The organism is Streptomyces sp. NBC_01198 (assembly GCF_036010485.1).
Lineage (GTDB): Bacteria > Actinomycetota > Actinomycetes > Streptomycetales > Streptomycetaceae > Actinacidiphila.
Genome location: NZ_CP108568.1, coordinates 1670233 through 1686381, shown reverse-complemented (window position 1 = coordinate 1686381; position 16149 = coordinate 1670233). Strand labels below are relative to the sequence as shown.

Annotated in this window: 13 protein-coding genes; 9 read left to right on the top strand and 4 right to left on the bottom strand. The window is 74.1% G+C overall.

Annotated features, from left to right (window positions below):
• Positions 1-95: 95 nt before the first annotated feature.
• The gene (locus tag OG702_RS07615) at positions 96-2498 is read left to right on the top strand and encodes an MFS transporter (protein ID WP_327293118.1); all 2403 of its coding nucleotides are present in this window, start codon (positions 96-98) and stop codon (positions 2496-2498) included.
• Positions 2499-2525: 27 nt separating this feature from the next.
• Here OG702_RS07615 and OG702_RS07610 read toward each other — a convergent pair whose 3' ends face one another.
• Positions 2526-4142, bottom strand: a complete 1617-nt coding sequence (locus OG702_RS07610; RefSeq protein ID WP_327288096.1) for an MFS transporter — start codon at positions 4140-4142, stop codon at positions 2526-2528.
• Between the two features lie 522 nt (positions 4143-4664).
• On the opposite strand from OG702_RS07610, the gene OG702_RS07605 reads away from it, so the two are divergent.
• Genes OG702_RS07605 through OG702_RS07585 form a run of 5 tightly spaced genes read left to right on the top strand, consistent with a single transcriptional unit; the run spans position 4665 to position 10542 of the window.
• Complete coding sequence (locus tag OG702_RS07605; RefSeq protein WP_327288095.1) at positions 4665-5387, top strand: class I SAM-dependent methyltransferase; 723 nt, start codon at positions 4665-4667, stop codon at positions 5385-5387.
• Between the two features lie 11 nt (positions 5388-5398).
• On the top strand, positions 5399-6235 hold the full coding sequence (locus OG702_RS07600) for a M55 family metallopeptidase (protein ID WP_327288094.1): 837 nt from the start codon (positions 5399-5401) through the stop codon (positions 6233-6235).
• The gene (locus OG702_RS07595; RefSeq protein ID WP_327288093.1) at positions 6228-7598 is read left to right on the top strand and encodes a M20/M25/M40 family metallo-hydrolase; all 1371 of its coding nucleotides are present in this window, start codon (positions 6228-6230) and stop codon (positions 7596-7598) included. Before OG702_RS07600 ends, OG702_RS07595 begins: the two co-directional genes overlap by 8 nt.
• Positions 7595-9589 (top strand): LpqB family beta-propeller domain-containing protein, encoded by a 1995-nt coding sequence (locus tag OG702_RS07590; RefSeq protein ID WP_327288092.1) that lies wholly within the window; start codon positions 7595-7597, stop codon positions 9587-9589. The genes OG702_RS07595 and OG702_RS07590 overlap by 4 nt, the downstream gene beginning before the upstream one ends.
• Positions 9586-10542: a S66 peptidase family protein gene (locus tag OG702_RS07585; RefSeq protein ID WP_327288091.1), complete on the top strand. Its 957-nt coding sequence runs from the start codon at positions 9586-9588 to the stop codon at positions 10540-10542. The genes OG702_RS07590 and OG702_RS07585 overlap by 4 nt, the downstream gene beginning before the upstream one ends.
• 280 nt (positions 10543-10822) lie before the next feature.
• On the opposite strand, the gene OG702_RS07580 is transcribed toward OG702_RS07585, so the two are convergent.
• Positions 10823-11962 carry a sensor histidine kinase gene (locus tag OG702_RS07580; protein ID WP_327288090.1) on the bottom strand — a complete coding sequence of 380 codons (1140 nt, stop codon included), beginning with the start codon at positions 11960-11962 and terminating at the stop codon, positions 10823-10825.
• Complete coding sequence (locus OG702_RS07575) at positions 11955-12698, bottom strand: response regulator transcription factor (RefSeq protein WP_327288089.1); 744 nt, start codon at positions 12696-12698, stop codon at positions 11955-11957. The genes OG702_RS07580 and OG702_RS07575 overlap by 8 nt, the downstream gene beginning before the upstream one ends.
• Positions 12699-13147: 449 nt before the next feature.
• Between OG702_RS07575 and OG702_RS07570 the strand changes: the two genes are divergently transcribed.
• Together OG702_RS07570 and OG702_RS07565 are read left to right on the top strand one after the other, a co-directional pair.
• A complete protein-coding gene (locus OG702_RS07570; RefSeq protein ID WP_327288088.1) occupies positions 13148-14326 on the top strand; it encodes a M14 family zinc carboxypeptidase in 1179 nt (392 codons plus the stop codon).
• 108 nt (positions 14327-14434) lie between these two features.
• Positions 14435-14671, top strand: coding sequence for a LapA family protein (locus OG702_RS07565; RefSeq protein ID WP_327288087.1), 237 nt, complete (start codon positions 14435-14437; stop codon positions 14669-14671).
• Positions 14672-14698: 27 nt separating this feature from the next.
• On the opposite strand, the gene OG702_RS07560 is transcribed toward OG702_RS07565, so the two are convergent.
• A complete protein-coding gene (locus OG702_RS07560) occupies positions 14699-15187 on the bottom strand; it encodes a GNAT family N-acetyltransferase (RefSeq protein WP_327288086.1) in 489 nt (162 codons plus the stop codon).
• A gap of 93 nt (positions 15188-15280) precedes the next feature.
• Here OG702_RS07560 and OG702_RS07555 point away from each other — a divergent pair, with 93 nt between their 5' ends.
• Positions 15281-16099 (top strand): exodeoxyribonuclease III, encoded by an 819-nt coding sequence (locus OG702_RS07555; protein WP_327288085.1) that lies wholly within the window; start codon positions 15281-15283, stop codon positions 16097-16099.
• Positions 16100-16149 lie beyond the last annotated feature (50 nt).

The window sequence follows — 16149 nt, the reverse complement described above, 5'->3', positions numbered from 1 at the left end:
GGGAGTGAAGGGTGGCTGGCAGCACGCTGACCGACCGGACGGCGGCACTGGTCGAGGACGGAGGCGGGGGCGGAGGCGGCGGCGCGGGCGGCACGCTGGTCGAGGGCGTCGCCCCGGCGCCCGACTCCGGGGCCGCCGCGCCCGCTGCCGGGCCGGATCTGACGCCGCGCCGGGTCCGGCTGGTCTTCCTCGGCCTGATGCTGGCGCTGCTGCTCGCCGCCCTCGACCAGATGATCGTGGCCACCGCCCTGCCGAAGATCGTCGGCGAGCTGCACGGCCTCGACCAGATGTCCTGGGTCGTCACCGCCTATCTGCTGGCCTCCACCATCGGGCTGCCCATCTACGGCAAGCTCGGCGACCTCTTCGGCCGCAAGGGCGTCTTCCAGTTCGCCATCCTGACCTTCGTCGCCGGCTCCGCCCTCGCCGCCTGGTCACGCTCCATGAACGAGCTCATCGCCTTCCGCGCGGTCCAGGGCATCGGCGGCGGCGGTCTGATGATCGGCGTGCAGGCGATCATGGCCGACATCGTGCCGCCCCGCGAACGCGGCCGCTACATGGGCATGATCGGCGCCGCCTTCGGCCTCGCCTCGGTCGCGGGGCCGCTGCTCGGCGGCTTCTTCACCGACCACGCCTCCTGGCGCTGGTGCTTCGCCGTCAACATCCCCTTCGGCATCGTCACCCTGGTCGTCATCACCATGGTGCTCAAGCTCCCCAAACCCACCGCCCGCCCCCGCCTCGACGTGCTCGGCGCGCTGCTGCTCGCGGCCGGCTCCACCTGCCTGGTGCTGCTCACCACCTGGGGCGGCTCCACCTATGGCTGGCAGTCCCGGGAGATCCTGGGCCTGGGCGCCGCAGCGGTCGGCTGCGCCCTGCTGTTCCTGCTGGTGGAGCGCTTCGCCGCGGAGCCGGTCATCCCGCTGCGGCTCTTCCGCGACGGGGTCTTCAACGTCACCGCGCTGATCGGCTGCGTCGTCGGCATCGCCCTGTTCGGCGCGGCCAGTTACCTGCCGACCTTCCTGCAGATGGTCGACGGGGCCAGCGCCACCGGCTCGGGGCTGCTGATGCTGCCGATGATGCTCGGCGTGGTGGTCGCGTCCATCGTCAGTGGCCAGCTGATCAGCCGCACCGGGCGGTACAAGATCTTCCCCGTCGCGGGCGGCGCCCTGTCCTCGGCCGGGATGTGGCTGCTCTCGCTGATGGACGCGGACACCCCGCAACTCACCTACAGCGTCTACATGGCGGTGCTGGGCCTCGGCATCGGCCTGGTGCTGCCGGTGCTGGTGCTCGCCGTGCAGAACTCGGTGAGTCCCGCCGACATCGGCGCCGCCACCAGCGCCAACAACTACTTCCGGCAGATCGGCGGCTCGGTCGGCGCGGCCGTCTTCGGCACCCTCTTCGCCGACCGGCTCAGCAAGGGGCTGGCGGTGCGGCTGCCGCACGGCGCCCACCTGCCCGACCCGCAGTCCGTCACCCCGCAGCTGGTCCGCACCCTGCCCGCGGCGGTGCGCGACGGCTATGTGCAGGCGTACGCCGACGCCATGCCGCGGATCTTCCTCTACCTGGTGCCGGTGCTCGTCCTCGGCTTCCTCTTCGCCTTCCTGCTCAAGGAGAAACCCTTGGTCACCCAGCACGGCCCCGCCGCAGCGACCGCCTACGACGCTCCACCCACCGACCGCCTCGACGGCGCCGTGGCCGGCGCCCAGCTGCCCGGCGCCCGCCGGCTGTCCGCCCCGCCGCACGCCGGTGTCGCGGTCTGCGGCACCGTTCAGCACTCCGACGGCAGCAGCGTCGGCCGGGCCGCGCTGACCCTCATCGACGGCACCGGCCGCCAGATCGGCCGCGGCGCCACCGGGGAGGACGGCCGTTACGCGCTGAGCACGCCAGGGGCCGGCAGCTACGTCCTGATCGCGGCGGCGGGCGGCCACCAGCCGCAGGCGGTGAGCGTGACCGTCGGCGAGCACCCGGTCGACCTGGACGTGGTCCTGGGCGGCGCCGGGCGCCTCGCGGGCGCGGTACGCACCGCGGACGGCACGCCGGTGCGGGACGCCATCGTGACCCTCACCGATGTGCGCGGCGACGTCGTGGCCACCGCGCGCAGCGGCCGCGAGGGCGCGTACGTCCTGGAAGAACTGGTGGCCGGCGAGTACACCCTGGCCGCCAGCGCCCCGGCCTACCGCCCCGCCGCGCTGCCGGTCACCGTCCAGGCCTCGCGGGAGACCCGCCAGGACGTCGAACTGGCCGGCGGCGCCGTCCTGCGCGGCACCGTCCGCGCCCCCGGCGGCCGCCTGGTCGAGGACGCCAGGGTCACCCTGCTGGACGCCGCGGGCAATGTCGTCGACTCCGTCACCACCGGCGCCGACGGCCACTTCCGCTTCGTCGACCTCGCGGCCGGTGAGTACACCGTCATCGCGGCCGGTTACCCGCCGGTGGCCACCGTCCTCCAGGTCGCCGGCGGCGGCCGCACCGAACGCGACCTCCAGCTCGGCCACCCCGACTAGCCGGTGCGGGGGGCGCGGCGAAAAGGGCTACGGGGTCTTGACCTTGGGGCACTGCGTCCCCCGGATGGACGCGTAGGTCCCGCCGATCCGGTACGTACCGGCGGCCGGCACGTTCAGCCGCGTCCACTCCCCGTCGGGGATGAGGCACCCGTGCCGGTTGTCGTCCGTGCCCTCGATGCCCAGCACCGGCGACCACGGGATGCGCAGCAGCACCGAGCCCGCGGTGGGCATCGAGACGGTCAGCTCGGCCGGCCCGGCCTCCTCGACGGTGGCCGGCGGGTCGGCCAGCGGGTCGACGTCGCCGGAGACCCGGAAGATCTGCCAGTTCGCGTCCTGCCACACCGGCACCAGCCACTGCGGCGCGGACCGCACGAGCTTGGCCTCGGCGACGGCGGCGCCGTCCGGCTGGTCGGACGGCAGCACCACGAAGTAGACACTCCAGTGCTGCAGCCACTCCCGGTAGCTCTCGGTGGTCAGCGTGCCGTCGTAGAACAACGGGTTGCGCTCGACGTCGGCCTGCCGGTTCCAGCCGCGGGCCAGGTTCACGTACGGCGACAGGCCGGACGCCTCCCAGTGCGAGCGCAGCGGTACGACCTCGACGCGGCCCTTGTCCGCGTGCACCTTCTGCAACTCGGCGATGAGCGGCGGCGCGTGCCGCACGATGGAGCTGACCGCGGAGGTGTTGACCAGGTCCACGATCGGCTTGGCGATCTGCCAGCCCGCCACCCCCGCGAAGGCCAGCCACAGGGCCAGCAGGCGCCGCCCGGTCCAGTTGCTGTCACGGGCCACCAGCAGCAGCACCGTGCCGCCGAAGAGCAGCGCGAGACGTTCCACGTTGCTGCCGATGGGGGAGGGGATCGCCCAGGTCAGCGCGACGCCGACGGCGTAGAGCCACGCCCCGGTACGCATCACCCGCCACGCCGTCGGCACCACCAGGGCGGTCACCACCGAGACGGCGAAGGGGATGATCGCGAAGTACCAGGCGAAGGGCTGCACCCCGTAGAAGGGGAAGAGCAGCGAGGTCGCGCCGACCACCAGCGGTGGTACGGCGCTGAGCACGTAGCTGTCGGCCCTGCGGCCGGTCAGGAACAGCGCGGCGGCCACCACCAGCAGGAACAGGCCCGCCACCGGGCTGCACATGGTGGCCAGCGCGGTCATCACCGCCGCGGTGGCCAGCCGCGGCGAGCGGCCGCGCAGGTTCAGGGCGGCGGGGAAGAGCACCAGCGTGGCGACCATCGCGAAGAGCATGCCGAGTGCGAAGGTGACCCGGCCGGAGACAACGTCACACCAAAGGGCGAACGTGGTCCACAGCGCCGGCAGCATCGGGCGGCGGATGCCGCTGCGGATCAGCAGGGCCGCCCCGACCGTCGCGGTGAGCGTGCCCGCGACCACCGCGGTGACCCGCACCCCGAGCGCGGCCATGATGTAGGGCGACAGGATGCTGTAGGAGGCGGGGTGCATCCCGCCGTACCAGGACAGGTTGTACGAGGCCGAGGGATGCGCCCGTATGAAGTCCGTCCAGGCGTACTGCGCCGCCATGTCGCCGGAATCCCTGGCCAGGAAGAACGCCCACAGCAGGTGCAGGACCGCCGCCACCGCGGTGGCCACCACGACGGGGTGGCCCAGATTCACCCGGCGCAGCATGGCTCTCGGTTTCCGGGGCACGGAAACAGGCGCAGGCTGCCAGGTCGTCACGGGGCCTCTTCCGGTGGCGGTGCGGTGCGGATGTCCCGGCCGGCTGACGCCTGGCGGGATCGGACTCCCACCCGTGACCGGCTCGGATCAGAGTTCGAACACAGAGTTTGGACGCTAGCACGGCTCGCGCGGTTGCTCGCGCGCGGGCGTGCGCCCGGATTCCCCCGTTGCGGCCCGGCAAGGACGCCCCGGCCGTACCGTGGTCCCGGCGTCGCGGACCGCACGCCGGAGGGGCGTGCCCACCCCGGTGCGGGGCCCGCCGATGCCCGGGGAAGGGGCCCGCGGTGCCTCGGAGCAGGGCCTGGTGGCGGCGCCGGCCCATCCCGGTGCGGGGAGCGCCCGGATCGTCGGATCGGCGCCCGGCGTCCGGTTCGGAGCACGGCCCGCCGGTACGCCCCGGGCGCTGATTCCGGCCCCCGGCGACCGGCCGGCCTTTCCGTACGATCACGACGTGGGGAGCGGTGAGTACGTGTGAACGTCTCCAGCGGCTACGCACAGGCGTGGGAGCGATTCTGGCAGGACGCGCCGGACGGGCCGGGCGGCGCCTTCTGGGACGTGGCACCGGCCCTGGCGGCGCAGCGGCACCTGGCGTACTTCGAGGCGCACTTCGACCCGGGTCTGCCGGTGGTGGACCTGGGCTGCGGCAGCGGCACCCAGACCCGCTTCCTGGCCGGCCGCTACCCGCGCGTCCTCGGCGTCGACCTGGCACACGCCGCCGTCGCGCGGGCCCGCAGGGACGACCCGCGCGGCCTGGCCGGCTACCAGCGGCTGGACGCCGTCGACACCGACGCGGTCCGCGCCCTGCACGCGGAAGTGGGCGACGCCAACGTCTACCTGCGGGGCATCCTGCACCTGTGCGAACCCGGCGACCGCAGCCGCCTGGTGGACGGCGTCGCCACCCTCACCGGCCAGCGAGGCCGGGCCTTCGCGGTGGAATGGGCCGAGGCAGCCGGGGACGTGCTCAGGGACCTGGCGCGGGGTCCGGACGGGCCGCGGCCGGAGCTCGCCGCGGTCCTCGCGTACGGCGTCGCCCCCGGCGGGCTCCGCGACGACGCGGTGCCCGGCTACTTCACCTCCGCGGGCCTCGACGTGCTCGCCGCAGGCCAGGAGCGGCAGCACGCCGCCGGACTCCGGCCGGACGGGGCACGGACCGAGGTCCCGTCCCACTGGCTGGTCGCGGGACTGGCCGCGTAATGTGATCTCGCATGCGGAAGATCCTCATCTCGGCCGACATGGAGGGCGCCACCGGTGTGACCTGGCCGGCTGACGTCCTGCCGGGCACCGAGCAGTGGCAGCGCTGCCGCCGGATGTTCACCTCCGACGTCAACGCCGCCGTCGCGGGCTTCCTGGACGGCGGGATCGACCAGGTGCTCATCAACGAGGCGCACTGGACGATGCGCAACCTGCTCCTGGAGGAGCTGGACGAGCGCGCCGAGCTGCTCACCGGGCGGCACAAGGAACTGTCCATGGTCGAAGGCGTCCAGCACGGCGACGTGGACGGCATCGCCTTCGTCGGCTACCACACCGGCGCCGGGACCGAGGGCGTCCTGGCCCACACCTATCTGGCCAACTCCATCACCGCGGTGCGGGTGAACGGCGAGCCCGCCAGCGAGGGCCGGCTCAACGCCCTGGTGGTGGCCGAATACGGCGTCCCCGTGGTCCTGGTGACCGGCGACGACCGCACCGGCGCCGACGCCCTCGGCTACGCCCCGCAGGCCCGCACGGTCGCGGTCAAGGACTACGTGTCCCGTTACGCCGCCGTCTGCCGGCCGCCCGCGAGGACCGCCGCCGACATCCGTGCCGCGGCTCAGCAGGCCGCCGGCCTCGCGGTGCGGCACGAGCCCGTACAGGCCGGGCCGTTCACCGTCGAGCTCGAATTCGACGCATGGCACCTGGTCGGCGCCGCCACCGTGGTCCCCGGGGTGGAGCAGACAGGTGAGCGGCGGGTGGCGTATACCCTGCCGACGATGTACGCGGCCCTGCGCGCGTTCAAGGCCGTGACCACGCTCGTGTCCCAGGCGGTGGAGGAGCAGTATGGCTGAGCGGCCCGTGGCGGCCCCGCGCGAACCCGGTGCACCGGTCGTCGACGAGACGGCGCTGGAGGAGGTGGTGCGCTTCACCTCCGACCTGATCCGGATCGACACCACCAACCGCGGCAGCGGGGACGGCAACGAGCGGGCCGCGGCCGAATACGTCGCCGAACGCCTCGCCGAGGTCGGGATCGAACCGGCCGTGCTGGAGAAGGCCCCCGGGCGCGGCAACGTGGTGGCCAGGATCGCCGGCACCGACCCGTCTGCCGACGCGCTGCTGGTGCACGGCCACCTCGACGTGGTGCCCGCGCAGGCCGACGACTGGACCGTGCACCCCTTCTCCGGCGAGGTCCGCGACGGTGTCGTCTGGGGCCGCGGCGCCATCGACATGAAGAACATGGACGCGATGGTGCTCGCCTGCGTCCGCGCCTGGGCCCGCAGCGGCACCCGGCCGCCGCGCGACATCGTGCTCGCCTTCACCGCGGACGAGGAGGACAGCGCCGCCTACGGCGCCGGCTTCCTCGCCACCGAGCACGCCGCCCTGTTCGCCGGCTGCACCGAGGGCATCAGCGAATCCGGCGCCTACACCAACCACACCGACAACGGGATGCGGGTCTACCCGGTCGGCGCCGGCGAGCGCGGCACCGCGTGGCTCGAACTGACCGCCGAGGGCAGGGCCGGCCACGGCTCGAAGATCAACCACGAGAACGCCGTGGTCCACCTGGCCGCCGCCGTCACCAGGATCGGCGAGTACCGCTGGCCGATCCGGCTCACCACCACCGTGCGGGCCGCGCTCACCGAACTCGCCGCGCTCTACGGCGTGCCCGCCGACCTCGACGACGTCGACGCGCTGCTCGACCGGCTCGGCACCGCCGCGGCCTTCGTGCGGCCCACCGTCCGCAACAGCTCCAACCCGACGATGCTGCAGGCCGGCTACAAGGTCAACGTCATCCCCGGCACCGCCACCGGCTTCGTCGACGGGCGCATCCTGCCCGGCGGCCAGGACGAGTTCACCGCCACCATGGACCGGCTCACCGGGCCGCTGGTGCGGTGGGACTACCACCACCACGAGGTGCCGCTCGAAGCGCCGGTCGACTCGGCGTCCTTCGCCGCGATGCGCGAGGCCATCGAGCACTTCGACCCGGGGGCGCACGTGGTGCCGTTCTGCATGTCCGGCGGCACCGACGCCAAGCAGTTCTCCCGGATCGGCATCACCGGTTACGGCTTCTCGCCGCTGCGGCTGCCGCCGGACTTCGACTACCAGGCGCTCTTCCACGGCGTCGACGAGCACGTCCCCGTCGACGCCCTGCACTTCGGCGTACGCGTACTCGACCGGTTCCTGCGCGGAACCGCCGGGGAGGAGAAGACCGCATGACAGCTACCGCACAGCAGCACACCGGTTACGGCAGCTGGGCCTCGCCGATCGACGCGGCCACCGCCGCCGGCCACGACGGCAGCCCCGACAGCCTCGGCGTCGTCGGCGACGACCTGTGGTGGACCGCGCCCCGCCCCGCGGAGGGCGGCCGCCGCGCGCTGATCAGGCGCCGCCCTGACGGCACCGAGGAATGCCCGCTGCCCGCGCCCTGGAACGTCCGCAACCGCGTCATGGAATACGGCGGCACTCCCTGGGGCGGCGCCGTCGTCGACGGCTCCCCGCTCATCGTCTTCGCCCACCACGCCGACCAGCGGCTCTACGCCTTCCGCCCCGACCGCCCGCAGGACCCGCCCTATCCGCTCACCCCGCTCTCCGCCGTCGGCGGCGGACTGCGCTGGGCTGAGCCGTCCGTGCACGCCGGGCGCGGCGAAGTGTGGGCGGTGCTCGAGGAGTTCACCGGCGAGGGGCCCAGCGACCTGCGCCGGGTCCACACCGCCGTCCCGCTGGACGGCACGGCCGCTGACGACCGCGCGGCCGTACGCGAACTCGCCCCCGCCGACCACCGCTTCGTCACCGGGCTGCGGCTCTCCCCCGACGGGGGCCGGGCCGTCTGGCTGGCCTGGGACCACCCGCGGATGCCCTGGGACGGCACCGAACTGCGCTGCGCCGACGTCCGCGCCGACGGCACCCTCGGTCCGGCCCGCACCCTCATGGGCGGCGCCGAGGAGTCCGTCCCGCAGGCCGAGTGGGCCGCAAACGGCACGCTGCTGGCCGCCACCGACCGCACCGGCTGGTGGAATCTGCACCGGGTCGACCCGGCGACCGGCGAGGCCGTCAACCTGTGCCCGCGCGAGGAGGAGTTCGCCGGGCCGCTGTGGAAGCTCGGGCAGCGCTGGTTCGTGCCGCTCGACCACGGCCTGATCGCCGTCCTGCACGGCGTGGGCGCCGCCCGGCTCGCGCTGCTCGACCCCGCCACCGGAGCGCTCACCGACGCCCCCGGCCACTGGACCGAGTGGGGCGCCACCCTCGCCGCCTCCGGCAGCCGCGTCATCGGCCTTGCCGCCGGCCCGAGCAGCGCCGCCGAGATCGTCGAACTCGACGCCGCCACCGGCCGCACCCGGGTCATCGGCAACCCGCACCAGGACACCGTGGACCCCGCCTACATCCCCGGCGCCGTCTCCCGCGTCTTCACCGGCCCCGGCGGCCGCGACGTGCACGCCCACGTCTACGCCCCGCGCCACCCCGACCACGCCGCCACCGAGCCGGCCCCGTACGTCATCTGGGTGCACGGCGGACCCACCAGCCGCACCTCCATGGTCCTCGACCTGGAGATCGCCTACTTCACCTCGCGTGGCATCGGCGTCGCCGAGGTCAACTACGGCGGCTCCACCGGTTACGGCCGCGCCTACCGCAACCGGCTGCGCGAGCAGTGGGGCATCGTCGACGTCGAGGACAGCGTCGCCGTCGCCGAGGGCCTGGTCGCAGAGGGTGCCGCCGACCCCGCGCGGCTCGCCATCCGCGGCGGCAGCGCGGGCGGCTGGACCACCGCCGCCGCACTGACCACCACCTCGACCTTCGCCTGCGGCGCGATCAGCTACCCGATCCTCGATCTGGCCGGCTGGTCGCCGGCCGGCGGCGAGACGCACGACTTCGAGTCCTGGTACCTCGAATCCCTCATCGGCCCGCACCTCGACGTCCCCGAGCGCTACCACGACCGGTCCCCGGTCCACCACGCCGACCGGGTCACCGTGCCCTTCCTGCTGATGCAGGGCCTGGACGACGTCATCTGCCCCCCCGCCCAGTGCGAACGCTTCCTCGCCGCGCTGGCCGGCCGCACGCTCCCGCACGCCTACCTCGCCTTCGCCGGCGAGAGCCACGGCTTCCGCCGGCTGGACACCCTGGTGACCTGCCTGGAGGCGGAACTCTCCCTCTACGGCCAGGTCTTCGGCTTCACCCCGCCGGGCGTGCCACTGCTCGACCTGACGCCGTGACGCGCGGTCCCGTGCGGGACGCCGTGCGCGTGCCCGCCCTCGTCAGGCCGCGGCGGCTGGTGGCGGGCGACCGGGTCGGCATCGTCGCCCCGGCGGGACCGGTGCCGCAGGCCATGCTGGAAGCCGGGCTCGACGTGCTGCGGGACTGGGGGCTCGACCCCGTCGTCGCGCCGCACGTGCTGGACGACCACCCCTCCGGCTACCTCGCGGGAGCCGACCAGGCACGCGCCGACGACCTGCGGGACGCCTGGTGCGACCCGGCGCTGGCCGCCGTGATCTGCGCCCGCGGCGGCTACGGCACCCAGCGGATGGCCGACCTGCTGGACTGGGACGCCATGCGGCAGGCCACCCCGAAGGCCTTTCTCGGCTACAGCGACATCACCGTGCTGCACGAGGCCTTCGCCTCCCGCCTCGGCGTGGCCACCCTGCACGGCCCGATGCCGGGCACCCCGGCCTTCCTCGCCGACACCGCCGGCCGTGAGCACCTGCGCCGCACCCTCTTCACGCCCGAGGAGGTCCTGGCGCTGCACGCCCCCGCCGCCCGCGCGCTGGTGCCGGGCCGGGCCGCGGGCGTCACCCTCGGCGGCTGCCTCAGCCTGCTCGCCTCCGACCTCGGTACGCGCTCCGGCCGGCCGTCGGCCGCGGGCGGCATCCTGTTGCTCGAGGACACCGGCGAGGAGGCGTACCGCCTTGACCGCTTCCTCACCCAGCTCCTGCGCGCCGGATGGCTCGACGGCGTCGCCGCCGTCGCGCTGGGCTCCTGGCTGGGCTGCGGCCCCGCCGACGATGTGCGAGCCCTCCTGCTCGACCGCCTCGGCCCCCTCGGCGTCCCGATTCTGGACAACCTCGGCTTCGGCCACTGCGTCCCGTCCCTGACCATCCCCCTCGGCGTCCCCGCCGTCCTCGACACGACGACGGCCACCCTGACCGCCGACCTCCCCGCCCTCACCTGACACACCCGTCCCGCCGGAATCGCCGGGACCGGCCCGCCCGGCCACGGACCCACCGCCAGGACACAGCGGGCGGCGACGCGGCACCCGCCCCGGGGCGCGGGGAACCGCGCGCGACGCCGGGACACGGTACGTCACATGGCTGGCCACATCGCCCGGCACGGCACCTGGGCCCCGGGGCGCAGGGAACCGCGCGTCCGGACGTGACGCCGCCGCATCGCACGCCACATCGCCCGGCACGGCACCTGGGACCCACCCGCGGCCCGCACCCCGGACGTACCCGCTACCCCCTCCCCGGCAGGGTCGCGGCCGCGGGCAGCACGACCTCGAACCGGCACCCGCCGGGGACGTTGCGCACCGCGGCCCGCCCGTGGTGGGCCTCCACGATCCCGCGCACGATCGCGAGCCCCAGCCCCGCCCCCGCGGGCGGCGTCGGCGTGCGCGCCCCGCTGCCCCGCCACCCGGTGTCGAAGACCCGGGGAAGGTCCGCGGCCGGAATGCCGCCGCATCCGTCCGTCACGGACACGACGACCGCCCCGGACGCGGTGTCCCGCGACGCGGACACCGCGACCGTCCCGTCCGCCGGCGTCCGGTGGATCGCGTTGGTCAGCAGGTTCGCCAGCACCCGCGTCATCTCCCGCCCGTCGACCTCGATAGGGATCCGCTCCACCCGCTCGCCGACGATCCGCACGCCGTGCTCCGCGGCGAGCGGATCAGCCCCGGCTATCGCGTCACCGACCAGGTCGTAGACGGACATCCGTGATGGGCTCAGCGCCAGCACCCCGGCCTGGATCCGGGACAGCTCGAACAGGTCGCCGACCATCCCGCTGAGCCGGTCGACCTCGGCGCGGATCTGCCGGTGGTAGCGGGCGGGGTCCTCCGCTATGCCGTCCTCCAGCGCTTCGGTCATCGCCCGCAGGCCGGCCAGCGGCGTGCGCAGGTCGTGCGAGATCCAGGCGACCAGCTCGCGCCGCGACGCTTCGAGCGCGCGCTCCCGCTGCCTGGAGACCTCCAGCTTGGCGCTGGTGGCGGCCAGTTCGCGGCCGAGCTCCGCCAGTTCGGCCGTGGGCGCGCCCGCGGGCGCGGCGAAGGCGTCGCCGTCCCCGAAGGCACGGGTCGCCGCGGCGAGCGCCCGGCTGCCGGCGACCACCGTACGGCCGAGCAGCAGCGCCACCCCGAGCGAGACGGCTGCGGCTATCGCGCACACGGTGGTGACGACACCGAGGTCGTGCTCGGAGAGGAACATCGCCCAGGCCACCGAGAGCGTCCCGGCCAGCATCGCGCAGACCGCGACAGCGACCACCACCGCGAGCGACAGCGCGACCGAGCGATGCCGCAGCAGCCGCAGCGCGGCGCCGCCGAGCAGCCCCACCACCGCCGCACCCGCCGCGGCATAGGCGGCGATGACCAGCAGATCACTCATCGCCCGCGCCCCCGTCCGCCCGCTCGGGGGACGGGTCGAAGCGGTAGCCGACCCCCCACACCGTGCTGATCAGCCGGGGCCTCGCCGGGTCGTCCTCGATCTTCTCCCGCAGCCGCCGTACGTGCACGGTCACCGTCGACAGGTCGCCGAACTCCCAGCCCCACACCCGCCGCATCAGCTCCTCTCGGCCGAGCACCCGCCCCGGGTGCTGCAGGAAGAAGGCGAGCAGATCGAACTCCCTTATGGTCAGCGGCAGTTCCACCCCGTCCCGCAGCGCACGGCGGGCGGCCGGGTCGAGGGCAAGCGGCCCCGACCGCAGCCACGGCCCGGCCGCGGGCGGCGCGCCCGCGCGGCGCAGCACCGACTCGACCCGCAGCACCAGCTCGCGCGGCGAGAACGGCTTGGTCACGTAGTCGTCCGCCCCGACCTCCAGGCCGAGGATGCGGTCGTCCTCGTCGCCCCGCGCGGTGAGCATGACCACCGGCAGCGGCCCCGCCACCCGTATCGCCCGGCACACTTCGAGCCCGTCCATGCCGGGCAGCATCAGGTCGAGCACGACCAGGTCGGGACGCGCGGCGGCGGCGCGGGCGACCGCGGTCGGGCCGTCCGCGGCCCGCTCCACGGCGAAACCGGCCCGGTCGAGATAGCCGGCGACGACCTCGGCGACCGTCGGGTCGTCGTCCACGACGAGGATCCGCCGGCGCGGGGGCGGTACGGACACGGATGCGGTACTCATGCGGACGAGTCTGGCACCCACCACTGACAGTGACCACGAAGCGGCGGCCCGGAGCCGCCGACGTCCGTAATCCGTAAGGATCCTCGGCCCTTTCTGTCACGTCCGGCTCCGGAGCGTGAGCGGCCCGGCGCCGGCCCGGCCGCCCGCTCGCAGGTGCGAGGGCCGTCAGTCGCCCGCCTCCGCCCCTGCGGCCGAACGTGGCGACCGCAGGGGCTGCTGAGACCCGCGTACGCCCTTCGCGGTAGCGCGCCCGCGACGGGTCGCGTAACAGGCGCGGTAGCACCGTTGACACCTCCGCGGCGGCCGTGTCGTACTAACGGGATCGAACTCGATGTCGTAATGCGGCCCTGGTTCCGTGTCAGGGCTCCTGGGGGATTGCGGTGGCGAGGATGGCGGGGATGCTCTACCCGACGACCGACGAAGTGACTGCGGGTGCACGAGCGCTGACAATGAGTTATCCGGGGATCTGCCGGCTGGGGAGGGTCGGCAGGTCACGCGCCGGCCGCCCGCTGCTGATGCTGACGGTGGGCGAGGGGCGCCGCAACGTCCTGGTGGTCGCCGGCCCGCACGCCAACGAGGCCGCGGTGGGTGGTGCGACGGCGCTGCGACTGGCCCGCCTCATCGCCCGCCGGCGGGCACGCGGCGAGCACGACGGCAGCAGCTGGCACTTCCTGCTGTGCATCGACCCCGACGGCGCCGCGCTCAACGAGCCGTGGCTGTCCGGCCCCTACACGCTGCGCGGCCACTACGAGCACTTCTTCCGGCCCTGCACCGCGGAACAGCCCGAGTGGCTGCCGCCCGAGGGTGACGACCGCGGCCCCGCCCTGCCGGAGACCCGCGCCCTGGTCGGCGTGCTGGACAGGCTGCGCCCGGTGCTGCAGTGCTCGCTGCACGGCATCGACGTCGGCGGCAGCTTCGTCCAGCTCACCAGTGAGGTGCCGGGGGTGCCGGAACGGATCGGCAAGTCGGCCGCTGAGCTGGACATCCCGCTGGAGAGCGGCTCGTCCGACGCCTTCCAGTGGCCGAGCCCCGGCCCCGGTGTCTACGTGATGCCGCCAAGCGGTGATCCCGCCGCCGGCGACGGCGCCCACTCCACCTGGGTGCACGCCAGGCGCTACGACGGGGTGACCGCGGTCGTGGAGGTCCCGATGTGGGCCTGCGACCGCAGCGCCGACACCGCCCCGCACCCCGACCCCGACCGCGCGCTGCGCACCGCCGGCGCCGCCCTGCGCCGCGACCTGCCCACCGTGGCGCGCCTGCTTGAAGCGGTACGCCCGCAGCTCAGAGGGGCGGACTGCGCCCTGCTGCGCACCGTACGGGAACTGGTGGTGCTCGGCCCCGCGCTCACCGCCGGCTGGGATCCTGCCGTCCGCGTGCCGGGTGCCGCGCCGATGCCCGACATGACCATGGCCCTGGTGAACAGCATCGAGGTCTACGCCCAGCGCATCCCGCTGCGCGCCGCCGCGATGCTCCGCCAGGTCGCGGACGTCCCGCTGATCGCCCGGCTCGTCGACAGGTGGTGCGAGGCGTACGAGCGCGCCTACCGCCCGCGCTGGGTCCCGGTCACCGACCAGGTCGAGCAGCAGACCCGCAGCGTGATGGCCGTCTACGAGGAGCTGCCCGCCTGAACGCGTCGCCCGCCCTCACCCGTTCGGAGCAGTACGCACCCGCACCCGCCGCCGTTCCCGGGGATCATGAGCCGCACAGGGACCGGCAGCCGAGCGCTGGAGGGCGTCATGACTTCCGACAAAGCAACCGGCCGCGGCGCGCGGGAACGGATGACGCCGGGCAGGGTCGTCGTCCTGGTGCTCGGCCTGCTCGGGCTGGTCTTCGTCTTCGAGAACACCAAGGACGTCCGCATCCGGCTGCTGATCCCCGAGGTCACCATGCCGCTGTGGCTGGCGCTGCTGATCACCCTCGTCATCGGCTGGCTCTGCGGGCGCTTCCTGCGCCTCTTCCAGCGGCGGCGCTAGCGGCCGCCGCGTGTCCTGCCCGCGGGCTCAGCCGCGCGGCTCGACCAGCGACTTGCCCAGGCACAGGCTGAGCTCCGCTTCGCGGTAGTGGCCGAACTTCTTGACCGGCAGGTAACCGCAGGACGTGTACAGCGCTATCGCCTCGGGCTGCCGCTGGCCGGTCTCCAGCACCATCCTGGTCCGTCCGGCCGCCGCCGCGCTCGCCTCCAGCTCCGCCAGGATCGCCCGGGCCAGACCCCGCCCGCGCGCCTCGCGCACCACGAACATCCGCTTGATCTCCGCGTCGCCGTCCTCGTACCCCTCGGGCGAGGTGTCCTGCGCCCGCCACCCGCCGCTCGCGACCGGCTTGCCGTCGGCGTCGTAGGCCACCAGATAGAGCCCGCGCGGCGGGTCGAAGTGGTCCGCGGCCATCGGGGTCTCGTCCCCGTCGCCGTACCGCTCGACATACTCCAGCTGCACCAGGTCGTTCAGCAGCACCGCGGCCGGCTCGTCGTAACGCGTCCTTCTGATCTCCACGCCAGCCATCGTACGTGGTGGGCGCACGTACATCTCGCACAGGCGTGCGACGCGACTTTCTGCCGTCCGGCCGCTGCGGGTATCGTCCGTCCGGTGCTGACCGTGACCTCCGCGAACGTGAACGGGCTGCGGGCCGCCGCCAAGAAGGGCTTCCTGCCCTGGCTGGCGGCGACCGCGGCCGACGTCGTCTGCCTGCAGGAGGTCCGCGCCGAACCCGACCAGCTGCCCGACGAGCTGCGCGACCCCGACGGCTGGCACGCCTATCACGCCCCCTCGGTCACCAAGGGCCGCGCCGGCGTCTCCATCTACTCCCGGACCGCGCCCACCGCGGTGCGGGTGGGCTTCGGCTCGGCCGAATACGACGCCTCCGGCCGCTACCTGGAGGTCGACCTCCCGGGCGACGGCAACGGCGCCGCGCTGACCGTCGGCAGCCTCTACCTGCCCACCGGTGAGGCGGAAACCGAGCGCCAGACCGCGAAATACCGTTTCATGGCGGAGTTCCGCGCCCATCTCGACGCCCTGCACGGACGCGCCGCGGACAGCGGCGGTCACGCGCTCATCTGCGGCGACTGGAACATCGCCCATCAGGAAGCCGACCTGCGCAACTGGCGCGGCAACCTCAAGTCCTCCGGCTTCCTGCCGGAGGAGCGCGCCTGGCTCACCGACCTCCTCGACCCCCCGACGGGCTGGACCGATGTGGTCCGCCGCCTGCACCCGGGCGTGGACGGCCCCTACTCGTGGTGGTCCTACCGCGGCAAGGCCTTCGACAACGACACGGGCTGGCGCATCGACTACCACGTGGCCACGCCCAAGCTCGGTGCCGCGGCCACCGCCGCCTCGGTCGAGCGGGCCCCCAGTTACGCCGCCCGCTGGTCGGACCACGCCCCGGTCACGGTGACCTACACCATCTGAGGCTCCGCCCTCACCGCGCCACATCGGCCGCCCCGGCTCGCTCACGCCGT

Coding starts and splice junctions, on each gene's coding strand:
- OG702_RS07575 (WP_327288089.1), bottom strand. CDS start 12,698: ATGAGTACCGCATCCGTGTCCGTACCGCCCCCGCGCCGGCGGATCCTC.
- OG702_RS07600 (WP_327288094.1), top strand. CDS start 5,399: ATGCGGAAGATCCTCATCTCGGCCGACATGGAGGGCGCCACCGGTGTG.
- OG702_RS07565 (WP_327288087.1), top strand. CDS start 14,435: ATGACTTCCGACAAAGCAACCGGCCGCGGCGCGCGGGAACGGATGACG.
- OG702_RS07595 (WP_327288093.1), top strand. CDS start 6,228: ATGGCTGAGCGGCCCGTGGCGGCCCCGCGCGAACCCGGTGCACCGGTC.
- OG702_RS07570 (WP_327288088.1), top strand. CDS start 13,148: ATGAGTTATCCGGGGATCTGCCGGCTGGGGAGGGTCGGCAGGTCACGC.
- OG702_RS07610 (WP_327288096.1), bottom strand. CDS start 4,142: ATGCTGCGCCGGGTGAATCTGGGCCACCCCGTCGTGGTGGCCACCGCG.
- OG702_RS07580 (WP_327288090.1), bottom strand. CDS start 11,962: ATGAGTGATCTGCTGGTCATCGCCGCCTATGCCGCGGCGGGTGCGGCG.
- OG702_RS07590 (WP_327288092.1), top strand. CDS start 7,595: ATGACAGCTACCGCACAGCAGCACACCGGTTACGGCAGCTGGGCCTCG.